The following is a 25994-nucleotide window of genomic DNA, read 5'->3' as shown; positions in this document are numbered from 1 at the left end:
AACTCTCTTATGTTCTATATATAGATTATGTCACGTTTCACCGTTAAAATGCGAAGTCGAAATTGTGAGCGTTGACTGTGAGATATTCGCAAAAACAGTCGAGCCCTAGTTTGGGACTCGACTGTTCCTTGAGATAAACCTACTCACCATTATTTGGCCGGTTTCACAATTTTTAATTCAACTTCTTCCTTTTCTTCTGTTTCCTGAGCTTCCCGCAATCCTTTCGCGTTCAACCACGTATAGATCGCACCCATGAACAAGGCGCCGCCGATGATATTCCCGAACGTAGCCGGAATCAAGTTGTGAATCGCGCCTGCAAAGCTGATCGCCTCAGGGTGTGGGACGACGAGTGTGAGCGCGAACAAGACGAAGTTGGCGATGACGTGATCAAAACCAGACGCGAAGAAGACGGCAACGAGGAAAATCATCGAGAAGATTTGCGCGAACTCATTTTTCATCTGTTTTGGTAAGAAGATGGCGAGACAAACCATCCAGTTACAGAAGATGGCACGGAAGAAAATCTCGACCGTCGTATGGTGCATCTTGCTTTCGACGACCGCGAACAACCAGTTGTTCATCCCTAGTTCTTGGATGACACCGGTCGGAGCGAGCAACAAAGCGAACAAGATGCCGCCGAGGGCGTTCCCGACAAAACAGAGCAACCAGACGAGCATCGTGTCGCTGAGCGTCGTATAGCCGCGCAACGTCGACGTCGTGAAATACATCGTGTTCCCTGTGAACAACTCGGCTCCGCCGTAGATGATCATGACGAGGGCGATTCCGAAAGAGAACCCACCAATAAGTGTTGTGAACGGGGAGTCGATCAAATACATCCCGTTGACGACTTTCAATGTGAAAATTGAAGCGAATCCGATAAAGATCCCCGCGAGCATTGCCCGTAAAAAGTATTCCATTGGTCGATAATGAATCATTTGCGAAGAAGCCTGCGCTTTTTTCCGCAACGATTCGAGTGCATGGATTTCCATTGATGCCATGTCACAAACCCTTCTTTCTGTTTGAATGAAACCATTATAATAAGAACAAATATGTGAAATCATTAACAATATAAGCCCGAATCGATTAAATTGCAATCGTCCCTTCCATATGTTGATACATTTTTCACATCGTAATCGTTTACATTTGTCGGATTTGTGACCACAAAAAAACGACCCTTCGCAAAGGGTCGTTCAAAACGATTATTCTTTGTTTTCAGAGGCTTCTTCAGACTCTTCAGCTGACTGTTCTGACGCAGTAGCTTCGCCTTCTGTCGCTTCTTCCTCTTCTTCGACCGCAACCGGTTCATTCACCGATGCGATTTGAAGATCACCTTCAGATACGATTTCGTAATCTTTGTTCGCTGGAATGTCGGCCACTGTGAGCGAGTCACCGATGCCGAGTTCAGAAACATCAAGTTCGATGCGCTCCGGAATGTTGGCTGGTGTCGCTGAGACCGTTACTTTGTAGAGCGTCTGCGCCAAGTAGCCGCCTTCTTTAGCACCTTTTGCATCGCCGACGAGCGTGACGTCCGCTTCGACTTCTGTCGCTTCGTCCATCTTCACTGCCATAAATTCGACGTGCTTGTATTCGTTCGTAAACGGGTCGACTTCTGTCCCGTGAACGAGCGTGTTCACTTTTTTACCATCGATATTGAGTTCGATCAAAGCATTGTCGCCGTGTTCACGAAGAATTTTACGTAGTGCCATCTCTTCGAATGCGACCGGTGTGCTTTCAACTTTGTAGCCGTAAACGACACCTAACACTTTTCCTTCTTTACGTAAGTTTGCCCGGACCGAACGTGGTCGTAATTCTCGTTTCGTTACTTTAAGCGTGTCTGCCATAATCTTTTCCCCCTACTGGTTTATCGATCATGTCTACATCTTGAGGGTGAGGCAGTGAAAAAGCCACCTCTCAACCTCGATGTGTTGAGTGACATGTGTATATTGTTCCCAGAGGCACCTATCCATAAACGTAACAGGAGATTAAAAAAAGATTACAGGCATGTCACATGACGCGTTTGAAGAGCTTTTCAAGTTCATATGTGCTCCACTTCACCAAAATCGGACGACCGTGCGGGCACGTGTATGGAGACGTCGTCCGATTGAGATCGTGTAGCAATTGTCGCATCATGTCGTGGTTGAGTGGATGGTTCGCTTTGATAGATCGTTTGCACGCCATTAAAATCGAGGCGTCTTCTCGATATTTGGCAATGTCAATGGCGCGATCCCGAATCGCCATCTCGATCAAATCACGGACCGTCCCTTCTAAATCGTGTTGCGGATACCATGTCGGGATCTCCCGGACGAGGAACGTGTTGCCGCCGAACGGCTCCAACTCGAGGCCTGCTTCTTTTAAGAGCGGAGAGACTTCCTCGATGGCGAGCGTCTCTTCTTGCGTGAACTCGAGCGTGAGCGGCAGTAACAACAATTGATACTCCTTGTCCGGATTACCGAGCTGTTCATAGAACAATTCGTATTTGATCCGTTCCTGGGCCGCGTGTTGGTCGATCACATACATCCCATCCTCGGCTCCACAGACGATATAACTTGCGTGCAATTGACCGATGACGTCAAGCTGTGGAAGTCGCTCTCCCGCTGTCTCGATTTCCTCCGATTCGACGATTGGAGCTGTCGGTTCAGTCTTCTCGTTAATGAGCGGGGTCGGCGACCAACGACTCGGTGACGTGACCGGTTCACGCGGAATCGGATAGTTCCACGTTGGCGGTTCATCCGCGACGGAGTTGCGTTCGACCATAACAGGGGTGCGTTCGACCGTGAAATCAAGTCGTTCTTGTTCGGTCCGGGGCGCCGGTCGTTCTTTCGGTTTGACCGACGGGATCAAACGTTGTTCCCGGAGCGTCAGTTGGACCGTCTCACGAATCAATTGGCATAACTCTTTCTCTTTCGAGAGCCGCACTTCTCGTTTCGTCGGGTGAACATTCACGTCAATCAGCATCGGGTCCATGTTCACCTCAAGGACGGCAATCGGATAACGTCCGATCGGAAGCAAGGTGTGGTAGCCTTCAAGTACACTTTGGGTCAACGCAAAGTTTTTGATGCTACGCCCGTTCAAAATGAGCGTCACGTACTGCTTGTTCGAACGCGTCACTTCCGGCCGGACGAGATGGGCGCTCAAGCTATAGTCGTTCGTTTTGCTCGAAGCCGTGACAATTTGAGCGGCGACTTGTCGACCGTAGATGGCGAGCATGACTTGTTTAACGTCCCCGTTCCCGCTCGTCCTGAGCAGTTCCTTATCTTCGTGGAACGCCGTAAGACGCACTTCCGGATGAGACAAAGCGATCCGGTTCAACGTATCCGTGATGCTCGCTAGTTCTGTCGCCGACGTTTTTAAATATTTCAACCGGGCCGGTGTATTATAGAATAATTGACTGACGGCAATCTCCGTCCCGACATTCGTCGCAGCCGGTGTTTGGGCTGTGACGACACCCCCTTGAAGTGTCATCTCGAATCCGTCTTCCTCGGCCCGACGTGACTTAAGCGTCACATGGCTGACCGAGGCGATCGAGGCGAGTGCCTCTCCCCGAAAGCCGAGTGTACGAATCCGGAACAAGTCATGTTCGTCTCGGATTTTACTCGTCGCATGGCGGAGAAAGGCACGCGGGGCGTCTTCTTCATAAAATCCGTGACCGTTGTCGCGGACTTTAATGAGACGAATGCCCGCTTCCTCCAAATCGACTTCGATTTTCGTGGCACCGGCGTCAATCGCGTTCTCGACGAGTTCTTTCACGACCGAGGCCGGCCGTTCGACGACCTCTCCAGCAGCGATCCGGTTGGCCAGTTGTTCCGGTAACTCTTGAATGATTCCCATCGACTCACCCCTTCTTCGCGGATTGTTGGAGCGCATAGAGCGCCTGCATCGCCTCGATCGGATTCATCGCTAACAAATCGAGAGCGAGCAATTGTCGTTTAATCTCGTCTTCCGCCTCAAAGAGCGACAGCTGAGCCACTGGTTCAGCCGGCACCGACTGTTTCACAGTTAGCTGCCCCGTTTTCGGTTCTGTCTCGAGTTCAGACAAGATGGTCCGCGCCCGCTCAATTAAATCACGCGGCAGTTCGGCGAGTTCGGCGACATGAATTCCGTACGATTTGTCAGCTCGTCCTGGATGGACCTCATGCAGGAAGACGACGCGGCCGTCACGCTCGATGGCGCGGACGTGTACGTTCTCAAGGGCGGGAATCGTGTCTTCGAGCACGGTCAGTTCATGATAGTGGGTCGAGAACAGTGTCTTCGCTCCAATAGTTGACGCGATGTACTCAACGATGGCTTGGGCAAGTGCCATCCCGTCATACGTTGACGTCCCCCGCCCAATCTCGTCAAGCAGGATGAGACTGTGTGCTGTTGCTTCCGTCACCGCTTGGCGCGTCTCCGTCATCTCGACCATGAACGTCGACTGGCCGCTCACCAAATCATCCGCCGCACCGATGCGGGTAAAGATGCGATCGAACAACGGAATCTCGGCCGCTTCAGCCGGCACGAACGATCCGATTTGATGCAAGATGGCGATCAAGGCGAATTGGCGCATATACGTCGATTTACCGGACATGTTCGGTCCCGTGATCAACAGCATGCGCCGCGTATCGTCGAGCGTCAAATCGTTGGCGACATATTCACCGCGCGGTAGCACCGTCTCGATTACTGGATGGCGTCCCTGGTCAATTTGTACGTTCGTCGACGTCGTGGGTCGGACGTAGTCCCGTTTTTCGGCAACGATAGCGAGCGCGAGCAAGACATCAAGTTCGCTGAGCGAGCGCGCCAGTTGCTGGAGTGGTTTCGTCTCTTGCTTGACTAGGTCACGCAAGGCGACGAACAAATCGTATTCGAGCGTGCAGCTCTTCTCTTCGGCCCCAAGGATGAGCGCTTCTTTCTCTTTCAACTCGGGTGTGACATAACGCTCAGCGTTCGTCAACGTCTGCTTCCGTTCGTAACGACCTTCTTCGAGTAAGCGCGCGTTCGCTTTCGTGACTTCCAAGTAATAACCGAAGACACGGTTATAGCCAATTTTCAGTGATTTGATACCCGTAGCGAGTCGCTCTTGTTGTTCGAGGTTGGCAATCCATGTCTTTCCGTTCGCTTTCGCCTCAAGCAGTTCGTCAAGTTCGGTCGAGTAGCCGGCACGAATCATACCGCCTTCCTTAATCGAGATGGGTGGGGCCTCGACGAGCGCCGCTTGGAGCACGCTGGCCAAGTCGTCGAACGTATCGAGCGTGGCATCGATTTGACGAAGACGTGAGGCGGTGACGCCTTCGAGCAAGGCACGTACCGTCGGAATACGCTCGAGTGTGTTCCGCAACTGGACGAGATCACGGGCGTTGGCTGTCCCGTATCCGACTTTGGCGACGAGACGCTCGATATCATAGACGTGGCGCAACTGTTCACGCAACTGGTCACGAAGCATGAAATCATCGACCAAGTTCTCGACCGCATCTTGCCGGTCCCGAATCGCCTGCTCGGTATAGAGCGGCTGTTCGAGCCAACGTTTTAGCAACCGTCCGCCCATCGCCGTCGTCGTCTCATCGAGCAGGGCGAGGAGCGACCCTTTCCGTTCACCGGACCGGGCCGACCGGAACAATTCCAAGTTCCGAGCCGTATTCGCATCGAGTTGCATATGGGCCTCGACTTCATAGGCGACGGCCGGTTGGAGATGGTCGAGGGCACGTTTTTGCGTCCGCGTCAAATACGCGAAAAGCAGTTCGAACGCGCTCACTTGGGCCTCGTCTTTTGCCCCGCTCGACAACGGGCTCGCTAGCCGCTCCGTTTGCACCGACAACGGGATGCCTAGCGGAGCGAGTTGTTGTCTTAATTCGTCGTCGGCAACAATAATCTCACTCGGCGCAAGCCCTTCCACTTCTCGGGACACAGCTTCTTGCGATGACAACGTCGTTAACCATGACTCACCTGTCGTCACATCGCCACGGGCAATCCCGAAACGGCCTGCTACGTTCACGACCGATAGTAAATACCGGTTCTCTTTCTCACCGAGCGCAGCCATATATGTACCCGGCGTGATGACTTGGATGACTTCACGTTTGACGAGCCCTTTCGTCGCTTTCGGATCTTCCATCTGTTCACAGATGGCCACGTTGAACCCTTTTTCGATCAGCTGTTCAATGTAGATAGCGGCAGAGTGATGCGGGACCCCGCACATCGGAATCGGGTGCTCAGCATTTTTGCCGTTCTTCGCAGTCAATGTCAGTTCGAGTTCTTTGGCGACGATTTTAGCATCTTCAAAAAATAGCTCGTAAAAGTCACCGAGCCGGTAAAAGAGAAAGGCATCTGGATAATCTGCCTTGATTGAGAAGTACTGTTTCATCATCGGAGTTTGATGTATCGTTTCCATTCGTGTTCACCTCTAGAAATTAGAACAGCTGACCAAAGGCCAGCTGTTTGTTAGTATCCGCAGCCGCCGCGTGATTTCTCCGCTGCCATGCCGCTTCCTGTCTTACCGGCGAGAACGTCTCCGTCCGTCGACTCGATAATACGATCTGTCACCGAGTTGGCGAGTGTGACCGTCACATATTGAAGTAAATCATTCACTTCGACTTGCGTCTCTTGGAACGCTTGGACGACCGGAATCGAATCGAGTTCGTCCATCGCCTTGTCGATTTTCAACTCGACTTTGGCGAGTGCTTCCGTCTTCCCGTAATGCTTGCAGTTGACGGCTTCTTTTTGTAAGTATTTGATTCGTTTGATCAACGTTTGGACGCGCTCGCTCTCGTTCACTTTCGTTTCCGCTTCTTTGAAGCGGGCCACTTCCGGCGTGCTCGCCAACAAGTCGGCCAATTCTTTTGCTTTTTGAATCACTGTCTGATCAGTCACCATCGTAAACCCCTTTGCTCTCTATGATTGAACGTACGTCTTGACGCACGCAAGTATTCTCCATCATTCTACCATGAACTTATCACAAACGGTACCGCATCGCTTCACATCAAAACGGTCGCAACGCGGACCATATCGACGTGGGGAATCCCGTCCTCTAAGTACTCTTCGCTCGTTCGGGTGAACCCGAAGCTCGCATAAAACGGCTCGACATAGGTTTGGGCTTGTAAGTATAAATCACGGTCACCAAAGTCAGCCACGGCTGCTTGCATCAATCGACGCGAATGACCTTCTCCCCGATGCGTCGATTTCGTGACGACACGACCGATGGCGATCGGTGACTCCTCCTCAAGGACACGTAGCGCCGCGATCGGGCGACCGTCGGCCTCGATCCAGTAGTGGACCGCCGCTATATCTTTCCCGTCAACTTCTTGATACGGGCAATCTTGTTCCACGACGAATATTTCGGTCCTGAGCGCCAACAGCTCATAGAGTTCTCTCGTCGTCAATTCATCAAACCGTTTTTTATGCATCTTAACTTGTCTCCCCTCATAACTTCGAACCGAGCGCACGGGCAACGTGAAGTCCACTCGTCATCGCCCCGATTGTCCCCGCACCTGGAAACACCGTGTCGCCGCAAACGTAAAAATTCGGGAGGTTCGTCCGATAGCTCGCCGCATGGAACAACGCTTGTTGAGGTGTCTGGGCGTATCCTCCGACCGCACCATTTGGACGTTTCGTATACTTCACCCACGCCCCCGGTCCCCCAGGAAGCAGGATTGACGATTCGCCGGTCCAGTCTGGGAACGCTCGACCCACTACCGAGACGAGACGCTCGGTCCAATCTGTCTCTAGTTTCTCATACGTCATCTTGTCTTTCCAACCTTGCCACTCGCTCAAATCGATATGGGTCGAGACGGTGATGGTCCGTTCCGGTCGTTCGGTCCGGAGCGCATCATCCGCGGCCGACATTGAGATGAAGGCGTGCCCAGAAGGTAAGCCGTCACTGTACACTTGTTGAAACAGCGGACGTCCGGAGCACACCGCTTCCGGTAACGTGACGTACAGACTGAACGTCCCCCATTGTGAGCGCTTTAAGTGACGGGCGTACTGCTTGCTAAACTGAACCGATGGATCTCCGCTTAATAGCTGAGCTGTCGCCTCTAGCGGAATCGCCGACACGATGACATCGACGAGGTCGAGCCGGCCCCGGCGATCGGTCAAGAGCCAACCATCCGCGACCTGTTCGACTTTGACGATTTGTCGCCCTAGAAGCGTTTTGCCTTCATCTCTTTGAATCGAGCGCTCCAATGCATGAGCGAGCGTATACAAGCCACCGTCGACGTAAAATGCCCCTTCATGGTAAATCGATAACGCGACAGCCGCGAGCAAGTGGCTCGCTTCGCGGGCACCGGTCTGCAGGCTATCGAGCAAAATTCCATCAATCACCCGTTCGAACGACGTCCCGTCCAATCCATGATGCGACAGCGTCGTGCCGAGCGGTCGATACAGTTTCCGGAACGCCCCGAGCTGTGCCGGTCGAAACGCACGGATCGCAAGCGTTGCATCACGAACCGTACGAAACGGCAACGCCGGTAGTGTTTCAAACAAAGGACGAATCGTCTCAAAGTCGGCCCACACTTCATTGAAGAAAGCCCGAATGCGCGGCGCAAGCTCCGGAAATGTCGACTCGAGTTCTGCTAAGAACTGATCCCGGTCTTGATGATAATGGACGGTTTTCCCATCCACATGGATGTGCATCACCTCGGTTAATGGACGAACGTCAATCGTTTCACCTAAATATGACAAAACCCGCTCATGCAGGCCTCCGGGTTCAAAGCCCATCCCAAGCGTCGCCCCGGCCGGGAACCGATAGTCCCCACGTTCGAATTTGCCAGCGCATCCACCCCATTCTCGTGACGATTCGTATACGGTCACGTCATGGCCAATTCGGCTCGCGAGCGCACCTGTCGTCAATCCGGCAACTCCACCACCGATAATCCCGATTTGCATGTTAATCCCCTCCTGCCTTCATCATACATGCCTTCTCGAAATCCGAGACATTTCAACGTGTTCCGTAGACATATTTCGCCGGTCAGGCAGGGTTCTTGCTAAAGATGGCGAAAAAATCGATAAAGGACAGGTGAAACCATATGCGAAGTCGGGTCATCATTTATCTGCTCATTCCAATCTTGATTTTTATCGGTATTCTCATTACCCCACCATCAGAAGAATCACAAAAAGTCGCCACCATGACGGCTGTCAACATTCAAGAGATGATTCCGTATGAACGTGAGTACACGGCACAAAAAGTGTTACTCGAGGAAGTGAACGATGGCCGCGAGGCGATGATCGAGGAGTGGCGGCTCGAACGCGGGGCGCGCACGACTTATAGTTACGTGTTGCGACTCCAAGGGTTCGATACGGTGATTCAAGTCGATGCAGGTGCGGCCAACACACGCTCGGACGGCTATTATGCCATGCAGGCGCACAGCCCCGTCTTTGAAGCGGACGAACCGCTGTCAATCGGTTATCCGATTGTGCTCTTCGCCAGCGAGCAACGGCTCGTTTTGAACCAGATGGAAGTGCGCGTCCTATACGAAGAGGAGAATCAAATTAAAAAATGGCGTATTCTTGAATCTGAATAATCAAGAACATGACGATGTGGAAGGTGAGTTCTCATGCAAAAAATACTCTTGATCGGCTCTGGCGGATCGGGAAAATCGACACTCGCACGTAAATTAGGAATGCGACTTGGCATCGATGTCCATCACTTGGACGCCTTGTTATGGAAACCGAATTGGACACCCGCCACACGGCAAGAACAACTTGCCACGCAGTCAGCATTGATTGAACGCGAGTCGTGGATCATCGACGGCAATTACGGCGGCACGCTAAATTTTCGTTTAGACGCAGCCGATACGATTATCTTTCTCGACTTACCGAAAACCATATGTACATATCGCATCTTGAAGCGCATGTTGACGTACCGTGGCAAGACACGTCCGGATATGGGGGCCGGTTGTGAAGAACAGTTTGATCCGAAATTTTTGAAATGGGTGTGGGATTATCCGAAGTCGCAACGCCCGGATGTAATCAAACGATTGAACTCACTTCCTGCCGAAAAACAAATCATCCGATTGCGATCACGTACCGAGGTTTGTGATTTTCTAAAGCATCTCGACACAATGGGACGTTAATGAAGCCAAGTCTGTATAAAGGAGTCTTCCATGCAAGCTAAACTTGAACCGATCGGAGCGGCAAAGACGTTCGTCAGAACACATTTCTCCAATTGTCAGGCTGCGCTGCTCGCCGGAAGCATCGTCCGTGGTGAGGCGACCGCGACGTCGGATTTAGACATCATCATCTTTGACGACACCCTCGTCTCATCTTATCGGGAATCGTTCATCGAGTCCGGATGGCATATCGAGCTGTTCGCCCATAACTTGACGTCGTATCGCGCGTTCTTCGAACAAGACTATCGGCGCGCCATTCCATCGTTACCGACAATGGTCTCCGAAGGTATCATCTTGAAGGATTCCGGTGTCATCACAGACATCAAACATGAAGCGAGGGCCTTGCTCGACAGCGGGCCGGAAGCGTGGTCGGACGAGACGATTGAGATGAAACGATACTTCCTGACCGATGCGCTCGATGACTTGATTGGTTGCACCAATCGGGCAGAAGGGTTATTCATCGCGGGCACCCTCGCCACGTTAGTCTGCGAGTTCATCCTGCGTACGAATCGACAATGGATCGGTTCCTCCAAATGGACATACCGCGCTTTCGATCGCTATGACGCACAAGTAGCCCATGAGCTCACTGATGCCCTTGAACGTTATTATCAAACGAACGACACAGAGGCTCTTATCCGTTTCGTCGATGAGACGCTCTCCCCATTCGGCGGCCGGTTATTTGCCGGGTTCAGTCGCGGGAAACCGAATGGAACGTGAGGATAAAATAATATTCTTTATTCAACTCTTCAGCTTCTTCGATTCCAGTGAATCCGCTCATAATGGGCAGTCTAAACGAACCGATGCTGCATACGTTTACATTCGAGTCAAATGCCCATCTCACCCAATGGATTGAGCGTCCGATGCATCCTGTGACTTTTAGGCGGGTGCATCTTTTTATCTTTTTTGTATTTTTATGCTTTACAATTAATAATCATGCATATACACTTAGTCTCATATCTTGAAGGAGGAATTCATACATGAAAAAGTGGGTCATTTCAGGGGGATTAGTGGCAAGTGCATTATTAGCAGGTTGTAGCCAGGAGACGACGGGCGAAGAGAAAAAGACACTCGTCATGGGAACGAGCGCCGATTACTTCCCGTATGAATTTGTCGATACGGCGAACGGAGACGAGATTGTCGGCTTCGATATCGAAATCGCGGAGACGATCACGGAGCGCCTCGGCTACGAACTGAAAATCGAAGACATGGACTTCGGTAGCCTGCTCGGGGCACTGAACGCCGGACGGATCGATTTCGTCATGGCGGGCATGACACCGACTGAAGAACGGAAAGAAAATGCCGCCTTCTCGGACATCTATTTGTCGGCGACGAATTTGATTATGACAAAAGACGAGTCGCTAAAAGAAATCGAAGCGCTCGCCGGCAAGAAAATCGGCGTCCAAACGGCATCGATTCAAGAGAACATCGCCAAAGAGCAAGCTCCGGACGCAGAACTCGTCTCATTGAACAAGATTCCAGAAATCGTTCAAGAGTTGAACACGGGTCGAATCGACGCGATGGTCATCGAGGATACGGTCGCCCAAAAATACTTGGACCAAGACGCAGGGCTCTATACGTTCGCGCTTAAAGAAGATGGCGAGAAAGGTTCTGCAGCCGCATTTAAATTAGAGGACGACCTCCGCGATCAATTCAACGAAGAATTGAACAAGATGATTGACTCGGGTGAAATCGATGAACTCGCTAAAAAATGGTTCTCGATGGAGCCGACGGAATGAGACAAGTCTCGCTGCCGATTTACCCCGTTACCTATCCAGAAGGGTACCGATTGAATCAAAACGAGAGTCAATTCCCGGTACCGTCCCGGCTGTATGACCAACTGGCGACGATTACGTTCCAAGATTTGCATGAGTATCCGGTCCAACCGATTGACGAGTTGTTCACCCGTTATGCCGCCTATGCTGGTGTTAAACCGAATCAACTGCTCGTCGGTTGCGGCAGTGACGAGATGATTCACGTCGTCACCCAGGCGTTGTTGTCACCAGAAGACGTCGTCTTGTCACCGAGTCCGGACTTTGCACTCTATCCGATTTTCACAACCATTGCCCATGGCCGTCATGTGCAAGCCGATGACCTGTCGTATGACGCACTCGTTCAGGCGATTACGCAACACGCACCGAAGTTGTTGCTGTTGTCGAACCCGAACAATCCGACCGGAAAATTGTGGAGCGTCGCTGAACTGACTGAACTCGCGGGACTCGTGCCCTATTTGATCGTCGACGAGGCGTATATCGACTTCACACCGGCGTCGAGTATGGTGTCCCGTCTTGACGCGTTCACGAACGTAATCGTGCTGCGGACATTATCGAAGGCGTTTGGCCTGGCCAACGCCCGCCTCGGCTTCATGGTCACGACGACCGAACTCGCCGCATATTTCCGTCAGTTCGTCCCGCCGTTCAACATCAGCGGCGTGAGCGCGAAAATCGCCAACGTGTTCTTACAAGATGAGACTTATCTCGATGAAGTCATCGCTTGGCACGCCGACATGCGCAAACAGTGGACCGACTTGTTCGCCACCATCGGTCACGTCCATCCCGCCGAGGCGAACTTCATTTACGTCACGCTCGAGGAACCGGAGGCCGTATGGGCCCACCTCGCCGCGCACGGGGTTCACACATCGAAACAACCGAACGGGATTCGCATCACGCTCGGCAGTGAACAAGCCCTCGCCTTGGCGAACGAGGCACTCAACGTGTATGCGATACAAACGACGAATTAATTAAAAACGCTCCGGCTGGTCCCAGTCGGAGCGTTTTTGTCACGGAATGAGTTTGATGACTTTCGCCGGATTACCCCCGACGACGGCACGGGCTGGCACATCTTTCGTCACAACGGCACCAGAGGCGATGACCGCATCATCGCCAACCGTCACCCCAGGGTTCAAGATGGCGCCGCCGCCAATCCACAACCGATGCCCGACCGTGACCGGTTTCCCGTATTCAAGACCCGAAATTCGTTCGATCGGGTCAAGCGGATGCGTCGCCGTATAGACGTGGACACCAGGTCCGAGCATGCAATCGTCACCGAACGTGATTGGACAAATGTCGAGGAACACACAGTCAAAGTTGGCAAAGAACCGCTCCCCGAGATGAATGTTATAGCCGTAGTCGCATTTGAACGTCGGCTCCAAATAAAACGAACCCCTGGTCGAGCCGAATAGCTCTGCTAACACTGCTTTTCGTTCGTCGAGTTCATCGATGCCGGACCGATTGAACCGTTCCGTCAAACGCCGCGCCTGACGCCGATCGGCGACAAGCTCGTCATCCCCGGCCAAGTAAAGCTCGCCCTGAATCATTTTTTCTTTTTCTGTCATCCGCTTCTCCCCCTTTTCTTTTTTTAGTATAGAGGAATTTCTGACGAAACGGGGAATAGGACCATGACGAACTAGAGGAGGAATAAATCGATGAAACGAATTCTTGATTGTAGGGCCAGTGATTTCTTGACGTTCAACCGCTCGGATTTGATCGGATCGATTCGGAAGGCCGAGGGTCGGACCGTACTCGCCGAGGTCATCCCGACCGTGCAGCCACTCTATCCAGAAGTGACGAACGCCGAACTCGCTCGGGCGTTCGGGGCCGATATGATCCTGTTGAATATGTTCGACGTGTTCCATCCATACATAAAAGGTCTCGAAAGCCACGCCTTGTTCGGGAACGTACCCGGCGAGACGATGTCTGACAATCCAATCATGGAATTGAAGCGCCTCGTCGGTTTGCCGATTGGGGTCAACCTCGAACCGGTCGACTTCTCTGAGAAATCGGAGGATATGTATGACGTGAAACAAGGACGGTTGGCGACACGGGAAGCGTTCGCTAGAGCATCAGAGCTCGGGATCGACTTCATCTGTTTGACCGGCAATCCGAACACCGGGGTGACGAACGAGGCGATTGAGCAAGCCATCATTAACGCACGCCAAGAGTTCGCGGGCGTCATCATCGCCGGGAAGATGCATCAAGCCGGCGTCGGCCGTGTACTCGACCAAGAGGCATACGTCCGCTTCGCTGAAGCCGGGGCCGACATCATCTTGATTCCTGCGCCTGGGACCGTTCCCGGCGTCCGCGAAGACGAATTTTATGAAGTGACACGCGAGATTCAGGCGTTGAACAAGCTCGTCGTCGCCGCCATCGGTACGTCGCAGGAAGGGTCCGATGAAGCGACGATCCGTGACATCGCCTTGTCCTCGAAGCGCGGCGGGACCGACATCTTCCATATCGGCGATGCCGGTCTGTCCGGGATCGCCACACCGGAGAACATTCAAGCGTTATCGATTGCGATCCGTGGACGACGCCATACGTATATCCGCATGGCCGCCTCGGTCAACCGCTAAAAAGGAACGAAGCCGCAATGGGCTTCGTTCCTTTTTGTGTTACCAGTCGGTGACGTCCCGCCGTGGCTTCGCCGGTGTCGTCGTCCCGTGCCGTTTGGCGAGGAGCGCCTCGACGTCTTGTAATGACACCCCTTTGGCGGCGAGCAAGACGAGCAAGTGGTACAAGAGATCCGCTGACTCCTCGACCAAATCTACATTGTTCAGTGCCGCGATGACGACCTCGAACGACTCTTCTCCAAATTTCTTGGCAATCTTGTCGACACCTTGGTCGAATAGATATGACGTATACGACCCTTCTTTCGGTGACGCCTGCCGCTCTTGAATCAACTTCTCTAATTCGTGAATCATCCTTCCACCTCCGTGAAAAAGCAGCTTCGATTTCCCGTGTGACACGTCGGCCCATTGGCACGGACACGGACCAAGAGCGCGTCTTGGTCACAATCGACGTGGATGCTTTCGAGTTCGAGCGTATTTCCACTCGACTCCCCTTTCATCCAAAGTCGTCCTTTCGAACGTGACCAGAACGTGACCGTGTTCGTCTCGAGCGTCTTCTGAATCGCCTCATCGTTCATGTAACCTAACATGAGGACAGCATCGTCTTCTGTCGACACGATGATGGCTGGAATCAATCCGTTTGCGTCGTAACGAACCGCATCGGCAAGTTGTGCTCGCTGCATACGTGTTTCACCTCTTCCACTGTCGTTTTCCGGTCATGCAAAATCGAGGCGAGTAGCGCCGCATCGACTTTCTCGAGCGCGTCGACGACATGATTCGCGTTCCCGGCACCGCCAGAGGCAATAATCGGGATATCGACGGCCTCGCGAAGCAAATCAAGGATTCGCAAATCATAGCCGCTCTGCTTGCCGTCTTGATTCATCGACGTGACGAGCAATTCGCCCGCCCCGAGTGCGGCCACTTGCTGCGCCCAGTCGACGGCCCGTAACTCGGTCCGGTTCTTGCCGCCATACGTATAGACGAAATAATCATCGTCCTCAAACTTGACGTCGATAGCGATGACGATACATTGTGACCCAAATCGTTCGGCCGCCCGTTTAATTAAATCGGGTGATTCGACAGCGAGCGTATTGAGCGACACTTTATCGGCTCCGGCTTTAAGGAGCGAGGAGATGTCCTCAAGCGAACGGATGCCCCCGCCGACCGTGAGCGGGATGAACACTTTCCGGGCCACGGCACTGACGACGTCAAGCATCGTCTGGCGGCGTTCCGTACTTGCGGTGATATCTAAAAAGACAAGTTCGTCGGCACCAGAGGCATCGTAATATTTCGCGATTTCAACAGGATCTCCGATGTCCCGAAGCGCCACAAATTCGATTCCTTTGACGACACGACCGTCTTTCACATCAAGACACGGGATGATGCGTCGTTTAAGCATGGCGCGCCTCCCACTCGATTAAGTCATCGAGGCTGACTTGGCCAGAAAGTAGTGCCTTCCCGACGACCGCCTCATCGATTCCAGCCGCTTGAAGCGCCTCGACATCAGTCTCGGTCGTCACACCGCCCGAGGCGATGAGCGTGACCGATACGGCTTCACGGAGCGTCTTCATGCGTTCGAGGTTCGGTCCGTTCAACTTCCCGTCCGACCCGATGTCCGTATAGAGAATCGTCTTGACACCACGGTCAACGAGCCCTTTCGCGGCATCGATATCTTTTAAGTCGGTCGCTTCTTGCCAACCGTTGACGGCGACGATGCCATCATAGGCATCGAGGGCGACGGCGACACGGTCACCGTACTTCGCGAGCGCCCGGTCCAAGAAATCCGGGTCTGTGAACGCTTTTGTCCCGAGCAAGACTCGGTCCGCCCCAGTCGCCATGACCGCGTCAAGCGCTTCCTCGGAACGGATGCCCCCGCCGGTCTGGACGAAGAAGCCACACGTTTTGGCAAAGCGGACGACATCGAGATGTCTCGGTTCTCCTGCTTTCGCACCTTCGAGGTCAATCAAGTGGAGCATCGGCACACGTCCTTGCCACTCCTTCAACTTCTCATACGGGTCTCCGTATTGTTCTTCTGTATTGAAATCGCCTTCCGTCAAACGGACGATTTTTCCGTCAATCAAATCAATGGCCGGTAGTAATCTCACGTTCGACCGCCTCCTTCCATTCTTTCAATAAACTGAGTCCAAACGCGCCGCTCTTCTCCGGGTGGAACTGCATCCCCGTGACGAGTCCTTTTTGCACGATGGCGGGCACATTCTCCCCCATATAGTCGGCAGAAGCGACGACATGGACCGGATCGGTCACGACGTGATACGAGTGAACGAAATAGACGTCCTCGTCTCGTAAAATCGAGTTCCATCCGACGTGCGGCAGACGTTTCGCCCGCATCCGCTCGACATGTCCTTCAATCAAACCGAGTCCTTCTGTCGGCATCCCTTCCGTACTCGACTCGAATAAGAGCTGCATACCGAGGCAAATGCCAAGGAACGGCTTTTCCTGTGCCGACCGTTTCAATAGCGGAATCAGTCCCGTCTCATTCAACGATTGCATCGCTTGCGGGAACGCCCCGACTCCCGGTAGCAAGATGGCGTCAGCCGCCTCGATGTCCACGGGGTCGTTGGTGATGGTGACGTAACAGCCGATGGCTTGGAGTGCCCGTTCAACGTTGAACACGTTGCCCATTCCATAATCGATGACCGCGACTTTCATCCTTCGATCCGTCCTTTCGTTGAAGGGAGTCGGTTTGACCCGTCTTGCCCAATCGCTTCAGCGAGGGCGCGACCGAACGCCTTGAAAAGCCCTTCAATCATATGGTGCGAGTTCGATCCATAAAGTACTTCTAGATGAAGCGTCAAGCGGGCGTTCATCGCCACGGCCCGGAAAAACTCTTCGGTGAGCTCGGTATCAAAATCACCGAGTTTCGGATTTTTAATATCGGCCCGGTAAACGAGGAACGGGCGGCCAGACACGTCGACGACGGCACGCGCGAGCGTCTCGTCCATCGGCAAATAACTCGTGCCATAGCGACGAATCCCGATTTTGTCGCCGAGCGCCTCGTTAATCATCTGCCCGAGGGCAATTCCGACGTCTTCGACCGTGTGGTGGGCGTCGACCCATGTGTCCCCTTCGACATGGGCCGTCAAATCAATTTGGCTGTGGAACGCGAACAACGTCAGCATGTGATCAAAGAAGCCGACGCCTGTTTTGATGTCACTTTGTCCCGTCCCGTTCAAATCAAGCTTGAGCTCGATGTTCGTTTCTTTCGTCTCTCGTTTCGTCTCAGCTGTTCTCAAGTGAAGTCACCTCTTCTATCGTTTGTTGAATCAATCGATACGCCTCGTCAGTGCCAGCACTGACACGAATCCCGTCCGCGAACGCACGAACATGGACATCTTTCTCCAGGAAGCGTTCTGCCCACGCCTTGCTGTCCGCTGTCTCGACATATAGGAAATTGGCTCGGCTCGGTAGCACGTTACCGATTGGGGTGAGCAATGATTCAAGTTTTTTTCGTTGCGTTTGATGGAACATAATCGACTCTCCGATGTAATTGGAGTCGTTCAACACGACCGTCGCCACGGCCGCACTCAGCCCACTCACATTGAACGGAGAGCGGAACCGATCAATCTTCTCGATCAAGCGCTCATCGGCGATCATGAAGCCGATGCGCAGATTTGCGAGTCCGAACGCTTTCGATAACGTCCGGAGAATGATGACGTTCGCATGGTCCGCGAGGCGGTCTTTGAATGAGTCCTCAATCGTGAAATCGATATACGCCTCGTCGACGACAAGATATGGGACTCGGCGGGCAATCGTCTCGAGATCATCGAGCGACCACATCTTCCCGGTCGGATTGTTCGGATTCGATACGAGGACGAGCTTCGGTCGTTCCGTTTCAATCGTTTGCATGAGCGCCTCGAACGACAAGCCGTCCGCATCCGGTTGCACGAAATTCCCGCGGGCGATGTGCGTGTATATGCCATACATCGAAAAATCGGGAAGCGGTGCGGCGACGACGTCATCGGCATCGAGGAGGGCCTGACAAAGTATCGCGAGTAATTCATCGCTGCCACTGCCGACCATGAGTTGTTGTGGGCTCACACCGGCATATGCCGCATAGCTTTGTTTCAGCGCCGTCAACTCGTCGACCGGATAATGGCTCAAGTCGAGCGGAAGCTCTCGGATGGCCGTCTTTAATCGCTCTGGAAACTCGTATTGGCTTTCGTTTTGATTCAACGCGTGTCCTTTGACCGCATGCGGGACGTAGCGTGGAATCGTCTCATAGTTCAGTCTCATGCGTCCTCCAATCGGACCGCCATCGCCCGGGCGTGGCCGTCAAGTTGTTCTTGTTGGGCAATGCGAATCGCGGCACGCGTGATGCGCTCATCGAGCTCCGTCATTTGAAGGAACGTTTGTCTCCGATAAAAATCATCGACCGAGAGGCCGCTCGAGAAGCGGGCCGTCCCGCTCGTCGGCAGGACGTGGTTCGGTCCAGCGATGTAATCGCCAAACGCCTCCGCCGCTTCATGACCGAGGAAGAATGATCCGCCATGACGGATGGCTTGCATGTAGCCTTCCGGATTGGCGACGGCGAGTTGCACGTGCTCGGCTGCCATTTCATTGGCGACCTCGATTGCACGTTCGCTCGACATGACGCGTACCCCGCCTCGCTTCAATGCCTCGACCGCAATGTCACGGCGTGGCAACTCAGCCAGCTGGTGAGTCAATTCCTGATCGATTCGTTCGGCCAACTCGGCTGACGTGACGAGAGCGAGTGCCGTCGCTTCGACGTCATGTTCGGCTTGGGCGAGCAAGTCGGCGGCGACCCATTTCGGATTGGCCGTCTCATCGGCGATGATCAGTACTTCAGAAGGTCCGGCGACTGAATCGATGCCGACGATATGGGAGACGAGCGATTTGGCTGTCGCGACATAGGCGTTCCCAGGTCCGACGATTTTATCGACCGATTTGATGGTCTCGGTGCCGAACGCAAGGGCGGCGACGGCTTGTGCCCCACCGACGAGATAACATTCATCTGCCCCTGCGATTTTTGCCGCAATCAATAGCGACAAGTCGATGCCATCTCGTTTCGGTGGCGTCACCATGACGATTCGTTTCACACCTGCGACTTTCGCCGGGATGATGTTCATCAAGACGCTTGAGGGATAGACGGCCGTCCCGCCTGGAACGTACACGCCGACCGAGTCGAGTGGCATGAAACGACGTCCGAGCCGGAACATGCCATCTTCATACACGTCCTCTTGACGACGCTGACGCTCGTGAAACGCGCGAATCCGTTCGGCGGCGAGCGTCAACGCATCGGTCAACTCCCCGTACGCCTCAGGTGGCGTGAAGGATGTCAAGTCGACCGTTTCGATGAGATCGACACCATCAAATTTCTTTGTGAACGCGAGGAGCGCCTCGTCTCCGTTAGACTCCACGGCCTCGAGAATTGGCTTAACTGCTTCCGCCCAGCTTTCACGCCGGCTCCGATTCGTTTCCGTACTCATTTCGCTTCCTCCTTGCTTAAACGACGAATCCACGCCTTCAATTCATCAGGGTCGTTGGCGAGCGCCGTCTCACTCGTGATGAACTTGGCGTTCACCGTGAAAATCGTCTCGTATTCTTCGAGGTCGTTCGCGCGGAGCGTCGCCCCCGTCTCAACGATGTCGACGATACAATCGGCGAGTCCTGTAAGTGGTGCGAGTTCAACCGAACCGTTCAACGCGATCACTTCGACGTTCTGACGTTTCGAAGCGAAGTGAGAAATGGCGATATTCGGATACTTGCTCGCGACTTTCAGTTTTTTCGTTCCGTTCTTTCGTTCTTTCGGTCCACAGACCGCCATCCGGCAACGTCCGAACGGCAAATCGACGACTTCGAGGACGCCAGGCGTCTTCTCTCGTAAAATGTCGCCACCGACGACGCCGACATCCGCTGCACCGTGCATGACGTATTTATAGACGTCATCGCCTTTGACGAAGATGAACTCGTGACCGTCGACTTCAACCGTCAATTCCCGGCCGCGTTTTTCCGGCCAAACGGTTAATCCGACTTGTTCGAAATAGTCACGGGCCGCTTTTTCAATGCGCCCTTTCGCAATGGCCACTTTCATAAAATCACCTCACCTAACTGTTCTAAATCGAGCGACAATCCAAATGCTCGACGTGATTGACCGAAATGTCCATACAACGAATCATAGCGGCCACCTGAGAGGACGCGTCGCCCGTCGATGCTTCCTGTCACCGTCAAGCCCGAATAATAGTCGAAATCACCAGTCTGACCAAAGTCATACGATACGTTCAAACCGATGGCGCGTAAGTGCTCGACCGCTCGCTCTACTTCATCGATCGCCACTGTCAGCCCTGGCTCGGCGGCTTCCCGTAATTCAGTAAGCGCCGAATCACCGATTAAGAACGGTAACTTCGCGATTAACGGGTATTGATACGTATCTGCGAGGTCACGGAGTGATTCTAGGTTGCGGAGTGCCAAATATTGGCGTAGTGTCCGCTCTGGAATGCCAGCCTCTTCCGCCACGGCCGCGACCAAAGCAGCCGAGCCGACTTGAATCCGAAGGCCGTCTTGCGGCAACACGTGCTCGGTCATACTGAGGAATGACGCGATCAGCTCCATATCGGCTGCGTCGCCGTCAATCCATTCCAGTCCGAGTTGTTGACGTTCGTGCGGCTGACCCGAATGCTTCGGGGTACGTCGATAGACGGCCCCCGCATAGGCGACGCGCATCGGCTCATGACCATCGGCGAGCTTCCGCGCGATTTGTAGCGTATAGTCAGGACGCATGACGAGCAACTCGCCATCGTTCCCGAACAGGCGATAATAGGCCGATTCATCAAATAAGGCCAAGTCTTGATAGTGAGAATAATATTCCACGAGCGGCGGCTCAATGACACTGTAGCCATTTGACTCGGCTCGTTCTAAAAATGACAACATCCACTGCTTCGGACGCAAGACGTCCTCCCCTTGCAATTCGTGCCATCCTTCCGGGATGGATCCTTTTGTGTTGAACCAGATCATCAATATCACCCTTTATCTTATTATCACTTTACCAAACTAAAGTAGTGTGTTAAATTTATCAAACCAAGCCGGTGCTGTCAACCGGCGAACTCGAAAGGAATGTTGACCAATGATTGACTTTACCCGTGATGGTCACCTTCACACCCCATTTTGCCCACATGGCTCGTCTGATTCGCTTGAAGCGTATATAAATCGCGCGTCGGAGCTTGGAATTAAAACGCTCACGTTCACGGAGCATGCGCCGCTCCCCGAACGATTTCACGACCCGACGCCCGATCAAGACTCGGCGATGGCGCTCGATTCGCTCCCACATTATATAGAAGCTTTGCAAACGCTGAAGCGAGCGAATCCCGAGTTCGACATCCGTATCGGACTGGAAATCGACTACTTGCCTGGTTATGAATCGGAGACGTTGTCTTTACTTGAACCATACGCAGCAGACCTTGATGAGACAATCCTGTCCCAACACTTTCTACTCGTCGACGACGAGCTCCTGCCTGTCGACTTCTCAGCGGAGACGTTTCATGTACTCGTCGAACGTTTCGGCTCGTTCGAGGCTGTGATGCGTCGTTATTACACGTCACTCACAACGGGCCTTTCATACCCATGGGAGCGACTGAAAGTGGACCGGATTGGACATATCGATTTACCAATCAAATATCAGCACAATTACACGTGGAATCGTTTGAATGTCCGGGACGAACAGACGCGCTTGCTACACACCATCGCCACACGCGGTTTCGGACTCGATCTGAATACGGCCGGGCTCCGTAAACCGGATTGTGAGCAACCTTACGCGATTGATGTCGCGATCGAGGCGACCACTCTCGGCATCCCGTTCGTGCTCGGTTCAGACGCACATGTCGCTAGTGATCTCGCTGCTGATTTCAAATTTATACAAAAAAAAGCCACGTTCCTATGAACGTGGCTTTTCACAGCGATCTAGCTATCTAGATCCCCATTTTTGGTTGTCGATAACGATATGGCGTTCCATTTCTTCATCTATTGACAATCATACCATACTTCCCTGGTGATGCAACCCAAAAATAGAAAAAGGATGACATGAACGTCATCCTTACGAAATTAAACCGCCATCTCAGCGTATAAATCTTTCAATTCTTCAGTCGAGACCTCGTCCATTTGCAACGCAACGAGCTCAACAAACTGGAGCGCCGGATCCGTGTCCCCCGACAAGGCGACAATCTCAGCGGCTGCACCGTCAAGCGCAAGCAAGATGCCCGAGACACCGAGCGTCGGGTAATAGCGAAGCAACGCCCGAACGTGCTTCAACTCCGAAACGTCGTTCCCATTGATTTTCAACGATTTGACAGCGAGCTCTTTATGCGTCCCAATCGCAAATTTATCTTCCCACACCTCTTCGAGTGTGATCAACGCTTCCACTTCATAGGCACCATCTGTGAAACGAACTTGTTTTTCCATGTAACATTTCCCCTCTCGTTAATCTACTTTCATTATAAGAAAGAAATCCCCGAAAAGATTGTGAAATATTGAACATTATGTGTAAACTTTGTCTCACCTTTACCTAGACATAAAAAAAGGTCCCTCCGAAGAGAGACGAATAATGGAAGAGTAAAACACCATTGGCAGTACATTAATAATATAACACCGAATGTAAACGTTTACAATGCGTTTTTGAAACTTTTTTCAAGCGGCATATGTACCACATCAATCCCGCTCTCCCGCATCAAATCGAGGCCGTCGCCATGCTCATAGCCAACCGCATAGACGACACGGGCCACACGGGACGCAATCAAGGCAAGCGAGCAGGCGTGGCACGGTGAATGGGTCACGTACGCCGTCGCACCGAACGCGTTCGTCGAATCCGCAGCGAGCTTTCCAATCGCATTGATTTCAGCATGGATTTCATGTTGTTTTGACCAGTTGTGGTGGTCGTATGGGTCCGAACATTTAATAAATGTCACACCCTCATGGATGATCGATTCCGGTTCCTCAAGCAATTCGACCGCATCCGGCGAAACGTACTCGTCCCGTTTATAAAAGCCGTCTTCCCGCTTTAAAAAGATTTCATTACAGTTCGTATGCCCCGGTGGCGTCCCGTTCAAGCCGATTGAAATCGGCTTCTCATCTTTGACGATGACGCAAGCGACACTTTTTGAGGCACATTTCGAATGACGTACCGCCATCATATCGGCGAACTGTAACCACGTCTCATCCCATAGCCGTTGTTTTTCCATGTTGTATCCTCCTCGAAGAAAAGGAAAGTCTGAGCACTCAGACTTTCCTCGTTCAATACCCAGTCTCTTTTGGCAACTCTTTGTTTTTTGAAGCGATCTCGATGACTTTCTCTTTCAACTCGTGCTCCATCCGATCGAGTTCACGTTCGGCCTCACGACGTTTCTGTCGTCCTTCTTGTTGAATCCGGAGCGTCTCATCGAGCGTCGAGAGCAAGTTCTCGTGCGCCACTTTGAGCGATTCGACCGAGACGATCCCTTTCTCGTTCTCCGTGGCAATCTCGATTGACGAGTCTTTCAACATCTTCGAGTTCTGCTCGAGCAACGTGTTCGTCGTCTTCGTGACGTCTTGCTGCATCCGGAGCGCCGTCTTTTGTCGCGTCAAGCTGAGCGCAAGCACGACTTGGTTTTTCCAGAGGGGGATCGTATTGACGACCGCCGACTCGATTTTCTCGGCTAGAATCTGGTTGTTTTGCTGGATGACCCGGATTTGGGGTGCCATCTGTAAGCTGATCGTCCGGCTCAATTTCAAGTCGTGCAACTTTTTCTCGAACCGGTCCGCGAGTTGGATCATGTCGTTCAACTGTTGCAGTTTGACCTGGTCTTTTGACATCTCGACTTCTTGGCGAAGCGGGGCAATCTCATAGCTACGCACGTGGTCGAGTTTCGTCTCACCAGCGGCGATATAGACGTTGAGTTCTTCGAAGTAACGCTTGTTCTTGTCGTACATTTGATCGAGCATCGTGATATCCTTCATCAAGCCGAACTTGGCCCGGTCTAGATTATGGATGACCTCTTCTAAATAGACGCTCATTTTTTCGAACTGTAACTTATAGTTCTCGGCTTTCTTCTTGGCCCGACCGATGAGCGGTAGGTTGTCCATAAAACTCTTCTTCTCCGGTTGCAACATGTCCGGGTCCATCTTGCGCACGTTCTGCATCAAGTCGGACAATAGCTTGCCGGCGTCTCCGCCATCTTTCATCCGGACCTCAGTCAAGATTTGGTCTGAGAATTGTGATAGTTCACGTTGCACGTTCGAACCGAACAACATGACCGAATCCGTCTTTTTAATATCGATCGATTCGGCGATGCGGGTGATCCGTTCCCGATGCGCTTGTGGGACGTCGGCATTGACTTGAATGGCCGGCACCTCATGTTTCTCTGTCATTGATGACCAATCCACGGACGGGTCCGAAATCGCATCGGTCTCCGTCTTCGTTTTCGTCTGTGAAGTGAGCTCTTCTTCTGGCCATGACTGCCAGTTCGTTTCATTCGATGAAGTCATGTTTTTTTCTCCCTTCTGGTTGATCGGCCAATACTTTTTCCATCATGATCAACTCTCGTTCAAAGTCAACCGCATCATCTTCTAATAGACGGCTGCGTTGCTGTTTGAACTTGTCGACGATGAGTTGCATATTGGTGATCAGCTGTTCACGTGTCTCTTCTTGAATGACGACGCGTTTTCCTTCTAGTTCTTTGAATTTCAATACGACCGACACGAGTGAATCCAAATAGAACGTGAACAAGTCACGCACATGTTTCGCGTCTTGTGGATTTTCGAACAACTCAGCGAACAGTTCGTGAGCTTCTTTCGAAACGGCCTTCATCTCACGCCGCACCTCGATATCCTTGATTTCCGGCAAGACGCGGTCAATCTGTTGTAGCTTTTCATAGCCTTGCTCAATCGTCCGCTGTAAAAATTGAAGCTCTAAGTCGTCGGTCGCCTCGAACTGACGCACCGGTGCCGCTTCTTCAAGCGGTTTCAAGATGCGCGAACCAACGAACGGCTCGTCTTCATCGAGCAGCAGTTTCTTCTTGGCCCGTTTGGCAACAGGAGCCGGCGCCCGCTTCCGGCGTTTATTGGTCGACCACACTTCGTTTAATACGAGCGCCCCGACGATGATAAACAGCCAAGAAAAATCAAAAACGTTTATGGCAAAATATAGGATCGCCCCGGTCAGGGCCCATTTCATCCATGTTTTCATCCGTTTCACCTCGTCTCATGATACTTCTATTGTACCTTACGTGACCCTTCAAAAAAAGTTTCGTCATCTTTATAAGCTTAGCATAATGATACCTGGCGCTCTCTCGGTCGCAAGAACGAAATAGTCTCGACCATCCTTCACCTAATACTCGAAATGAACTTTTAAATAACAGGGCATCTTCATATACAAGTACTCTCAAAGCCAAGACGATTGTTATTCGTCTCAACGAAGCACAAAAGGAGCTGAACAGCATATTTACATTTCCAAAGATCTCATTTGGGAAACTTTCCATCGTTTTTTTCCTATTTGTTGTCTTGAGCGCCATCTAAACTACTTTAGCTTTCATAGGTATATCTCGAATTACAGGGAACATCTTCTCTATTGAAGGAATTGT

At 52.4% G+C, this 25994-nt stretch carries 27 protein-coding genes and 1 pseudogene; 7 read left to right on the top strand and 21 right to left on the bottom strand.

Annotation, left to right across the window (positions count from 1 at the left end):
• Nucleotides 1–149 precede the first annotated feature (149 nt).
• The 7 genes from EVJ33_RS02665 to EVJ33_RS02635 all read right to left on the bottom strand — a co-directional run bounded on the left by EVJ33_RS02665 (nt 150) and on the right by EVJ33_RS02635 (nt 8847).
• Nucleotides 150–986, bottom strand: coding sequence for a formate/nitrite transporter family protein (locus EVJ33_RS02665; RefSeq protein ID WP_131434314.1), 837 nt, complete (start codon nt 984–986; stop codon nt 150–152).
• Nucleotides 987–1196: 210 nt separating this feature from the next.
• Nucleotides 1197–1838 (bottom strand): 50S ribosomal protein L25/general stress protein Ctc, encoded by a 642-nt coding sequence (locus EVJ33_RS02660; protein ID WP_131434175.1) that lies wholly within the window; start codon nt 1836–1838, stop codon nt 1197–1199.
• Nucleotides 1839–2001: 163 nt separating this feature from the next.
• Nucleotides 2002–3825, bottom strand: coding sequence for a DNA mismatch repair endonuclease MutL (gene mutL, locus EVJ33_RS02655; RefSeq protein WP_131434173.1), 1824 nt, complete (start codon nt 3823–3825; stop codon nt 2002–2004).
• Nucleotides 3826–3829: 4 nt separating this feature from the next.
• Complete coding sequence (gene mutS, locus EVJ33_RS02650; protein WP_131434171.1) at nt 3830–6355, bottom strand: DNA mismatch repair protein MutS; 2526 nt, start codon at nt 6353–6355, stop codon at nt 3830–3832.
• 50 nt (nt 6356–6405) lie between these two features.
• Nucleotides 6406–6837: a YlbF/YmcA family competence regulator gene (locus EVJ33_RS02645; protein ID WP_114165669.1), complete on the bottom strand. Its 432-nt coding sequence runs from the start codon at nt 6835–6837 to the stop codon at nt 6406–6408.
• Between the two features lie 101 nt (nt 6838–6938).
• A complete protein-coding gene (locus tag EVJ33_RS02640; RefSeq protein ID WP_131434170.1) occupies nt 6939–7367 on the bottom strand; it encodes a GNAT family N-acetyltransferase in 429 nt (142 codons plus the stop codon).
• A 16-nt stretch (nt 7368–7383) separates the two neighbouring features.
• The gene (locus EVJ33_RS02635) at nt 7384–8847 is read right to left on the bottom strand and encodes a phytoene desaturase family protein (protein WP_131434168.1); all 1464 of its coding nucleotides are present in this window, start codon (nt 8845–8847) and stop codon (nt 7384–7386) included.
• 140 nt (nt 8848–8987) lie between these two features.
• Between EVJ33_RS02635 and EVJ33_RS02630 the strand changes: the two genes are divergently transcribed.
• From EVJ33_RS02630 to EVJ33_RS02610, 5 genes are all read left to right on the top strand, one after another.
• Nucleotides 8988–9482: a hypothetical protein gene (locus EVJ33_RS02630; protein WP_131434166.1), complete on the top strand. Its 495-nt coding sequence runs from the start codon at nt 8988–8990 to the stop codon at nt 9480–9482.
• A gap of 33 nt (nt 9483–9515) precedes the next feature.
• The gene (locus EVJ33_RS02625) at nt 9516–10034 is read left to right on the top strand and encodes a DNA topology modulation protein (RefSeq protein ID WP_131434164.1); all 519 of its coding nucleotides are present in this window, start codon (nt 9516–9518) and stop codon (nt 10032–10034) included.
• Nucleotides 10035–10064: 30 nt separating this feature from the next.
• On the top strand, nt 10065–10787 hold the full coding sequence (locus EVJ33_RS02620) for a nucleotidyltransferase domain-containing protein (RefSeq protein WP_131434162.1): 723 nt from the start codon (nt 10065–10067) through the stop codon (nt 10785–10787).
• A 260-nt stretch (nt 10788–11047) separates the two neighbouring features.
• The gene (locus EVJ33_RS02615) at nt 11048–11806 is read left to right on the top strand and encodes a transporter substrate-binding domain-containing protein (protein WP_131434160.1); all 759 of its coding nucleotides are present in this window, start codon (nt 11048–11050) and stop codon (nt 11804–11806) included.
• Nucleotides 11803–12807 (top strand): pyridoxal phosphate-dependent aminotransferase, encoded by a 1005-nt coding sequence (locus EVJ33_RS02610; protein WP_131434158.1) that lies wholly within the window; start codon nt 11803–11805, stop codon nt 12805–12807. Before EVJ33_RS02615 ends, EVJ33_RS02610 begins: the two co-directional genes overlap by 4 nt.
• Before the next feature lie 39 nt (nt 12808–12846).
• Here the strand turns inward: EVJ33_RS02610 and EVJ33_RS02605 are convergent, their stop codons facing one another.
• Entirely contained in the window at nt 12847–13401 is a 555-nt protein-coding gene (locus EVJ33_RS02605; RefSeq protein WP_131434157.1) for a maltose acetyltransferase domain-containing protein, read from the bottom strand.
• 90 nt (nt 13402–13491) lie between these two features.
• Between EVJ33_RS02605 and EVJ33_RS02600 the strand changes: the two genes are divergently transcribed.
• Nucleotides 13492–14415 carry a DUF7916 family protein gene (locus tag EVJ33_RS02600; protein WP_131434155.1) on the top strand — a complete coding sequence of 308 codons (924 nt, stop codon included), beginning with the start codon at nt 13492–13494 and terminating at the stop codon, nt 14413–14415.
• Between the two features lie 39 nt (nt 14416–14454).
• On the opposite strand, the pseudogene hisIE reads toward EVJ33_RS02600, so the two are convergent.
• The 9 genes and pseudogenes from hisIE to EVJ33_RS02550 all read right to left on the bottom strand — a co-directional run bounded on the left by hisIE (nt 14455) and on the right by EVJ33_RS02550 (nt 21402).
• A pseudogene (gene hisIE, locus EVJ33_RS15865) lies at nt 14455–15092 on the bottom strand (bifunctional phosphoribosyl-AMP cyclohydrolase/phosphoribosyl-ATP diphosphatase HisIE).
• On the bottom strand, nt 15041–15808 hold the full coding sequence (hisF, locus tag EVJ33_RS02585) for an imidazole glycerol phosphate synthase subunit HisF (protein ID WP_131434149.1): 768 nt from the start codon (nt 15806–15808) through the stop codon (nt 15041–15043). The pseudogene hisIE and the gene hisF overlap by 52 nt, the downstream one beginning before the upstream one ends.
• Nucleotides 15801–16514, bottom strand: a complete 714-nt coding sequence (hisA, locus tag EVJ33_RS02580) for a 1-(5-phosphoribosyl)-5-[(5-phosphoribosylamino)methylideneamino]imidazole-4-carboxamide isomerase (protein WP_131434147.1) — start codon at nt 16512–16514, stop codon at nt 15801–15803. Before hisA ends, hisF begins: the two co-directional genes overlap by 8 nt.
• Nucleotides 16492–17079 carry an imidazole glycerol phosphate synthase subunit HisH gene (gene hisH, locus EVJ33_RS02575; protein ID WP_131434145.1) on the bottom strand — a complete coding sequence of 196 codons (588 nt, stop codon included), beginning with the start codon at nt 17077–17079 and terminating at the stop codon, nt 16492–16494. Before hisH ends, hisA begins: the two co-directional genes overlap by 23 nt.
• On the bottom strand, nt 17076–17663 hold the full coding sequence (hisB, locus tag EVJ33_RS02570) for an imidazoleglycerol-phosphate dehydratase HisB (protein WP_131434143.1): 588 nt from the start codon (nt 17661–17663) through the stop codon (nt 17076–17078). Before hisB ends, hisH begins: the two co-directional genes overlap by 4 nt.
• Nucleotides 17650–18663 (bottom strand): pyridoxal phosphate-dependent aminotransferase, encoded by a 1014-nt coding sequence (locus EVJ33_RS02565; RefSeq protein WP_131434141.1) that lies wholly within the window; start codon nt 18661–18663, stop codon nt 17650–17652. Before EVJ33_RS02565 ends, hisB begins: the two co-directional genes overlap by 14 nt.
• Nucleotides 18660–19877 carry a histidinol dehydrogenase gene (hisD, locus tag EVJ33_RS02560; protein WP_131434139.1) on the bottom strand — a complete coding sequence of 406 codons (1218 nt, stop codon included), beginning with the start codon at nt 19875–19877 and terminating at the stop codon, nt 18660–18662. Before hisD ends, EVJ33_RS02565 begins: the two co-directional genes overlap by 4 nt.
• Nucleotides 19874–20482, bottom strand: a complete 609-nt coding sequence (hisG, locus tag EVJ33_RS02555) for an ATP phosphoribosyltransferase (RefSeq protein ID WP_034777382.1) — start codon at nt 20480–20482, stop codon at nt 19874–19876. The genes hisD and hisG overlap by 4 nt, the downstream gene beginning before the upstream one ends.
• A complete protein-coding gene (locus EVJ33_RS02550) occupies nt 20479–21402 on the bottom strand; it encodes an ATP phosphoribosyltransferase regulatory subunit (RefSeq protein WP_131434137.1) in 924 nt (307 codons plus the stop codon). The genes hisG and EVJ33_RS02550 overlap by 4 nt, the downstream gene beginning before the upstream one ends.
• Nucleotides 21403–21511: 109 nt before the next feature.
• On the opposite strand from EVJ33_RS02550, the gene hisJ reads away from it, so the two are divergent.
• A complete protein-coding gene (gene hisJ, locus EVJ33_RS02545; RefSeq protein WP_131434135.1) occupies nt 21512–22324 on the top strand; it encodes a histidinol-phosphatase HisJ in 813 nt (270 codons plus the stop codon).
• A 161-nt stretch (nt 22325–22485) separates the two neighbouring features.
• Here hisJ and EVJ33_RS02540 read toward each other — a convergent pair whose 3' ends face one another.
• From EVJ33_RS02540 to EVJ33_RS02525, 4 genes are all read right to left on the bottom strand, one after another.
• Nucleotides 22486–22842 (bottom strand): hypothetical protein, encoded by a 357-nt coding sequence (locus EVJ33_RS02540; RefSeq protein ID WP_131434133.1) that lies wholly within the window; start codon nt 22840–22842, stop codon nt 22486–22488.
• A gap of 200 nt (nt 22843–23042) precedes the next feature.
• Entirely contained in the window at nt 23043–23618 is a 576-nt protein-coding gene (locus EVJ33_RS02535; protein WP_131434131.1) for a deoxycytidylate deaminase, read from the bottom strand.
• Between the two features lie 52 nt (nt 23619–23670).
• Complete coding sequence (locus EVJ33_RS02530) at nt 23671–24900, bottom strand: toxic anion resistance protein (RefSeq protein ID WP_131434129.1); 1230 nt, start codon at nt 24898–24900, stop codon at nt 23671–23673.
• A complete protein-coding gene (locus EVJ33_RS02525) occupies nt 24884–25600 on the bottom strand; it encodes a 5-bromo-4-chloroindolyl phosphate hydrolysis family protein (RefSeq protein ID WP_131434127.1) in 717 nt (238 codons plus the stop codon). Before EVJ33_RS02525 ends, EVJ33_RS02530 begins: the two co-directional genes overlap by 17 nt.
• Nucleotides 25601–25994 lie beyond the last annotated feature (394 nt).

Origin of the sequence: Exiguobacterium sp. SL-10 (assembly GCF_004337025.1) — a bacterium.
GTDB lineage: Bacteria > Bacillota > Bacilli > Exiguobacteriales > Exiguobacteriaceae > Exiguobacterium.
The sequence above is the reverse complement of the archived record's forward strand: the minus strand, read 5'-3'. Positions and strand labels throughout refer to the sequence as shown.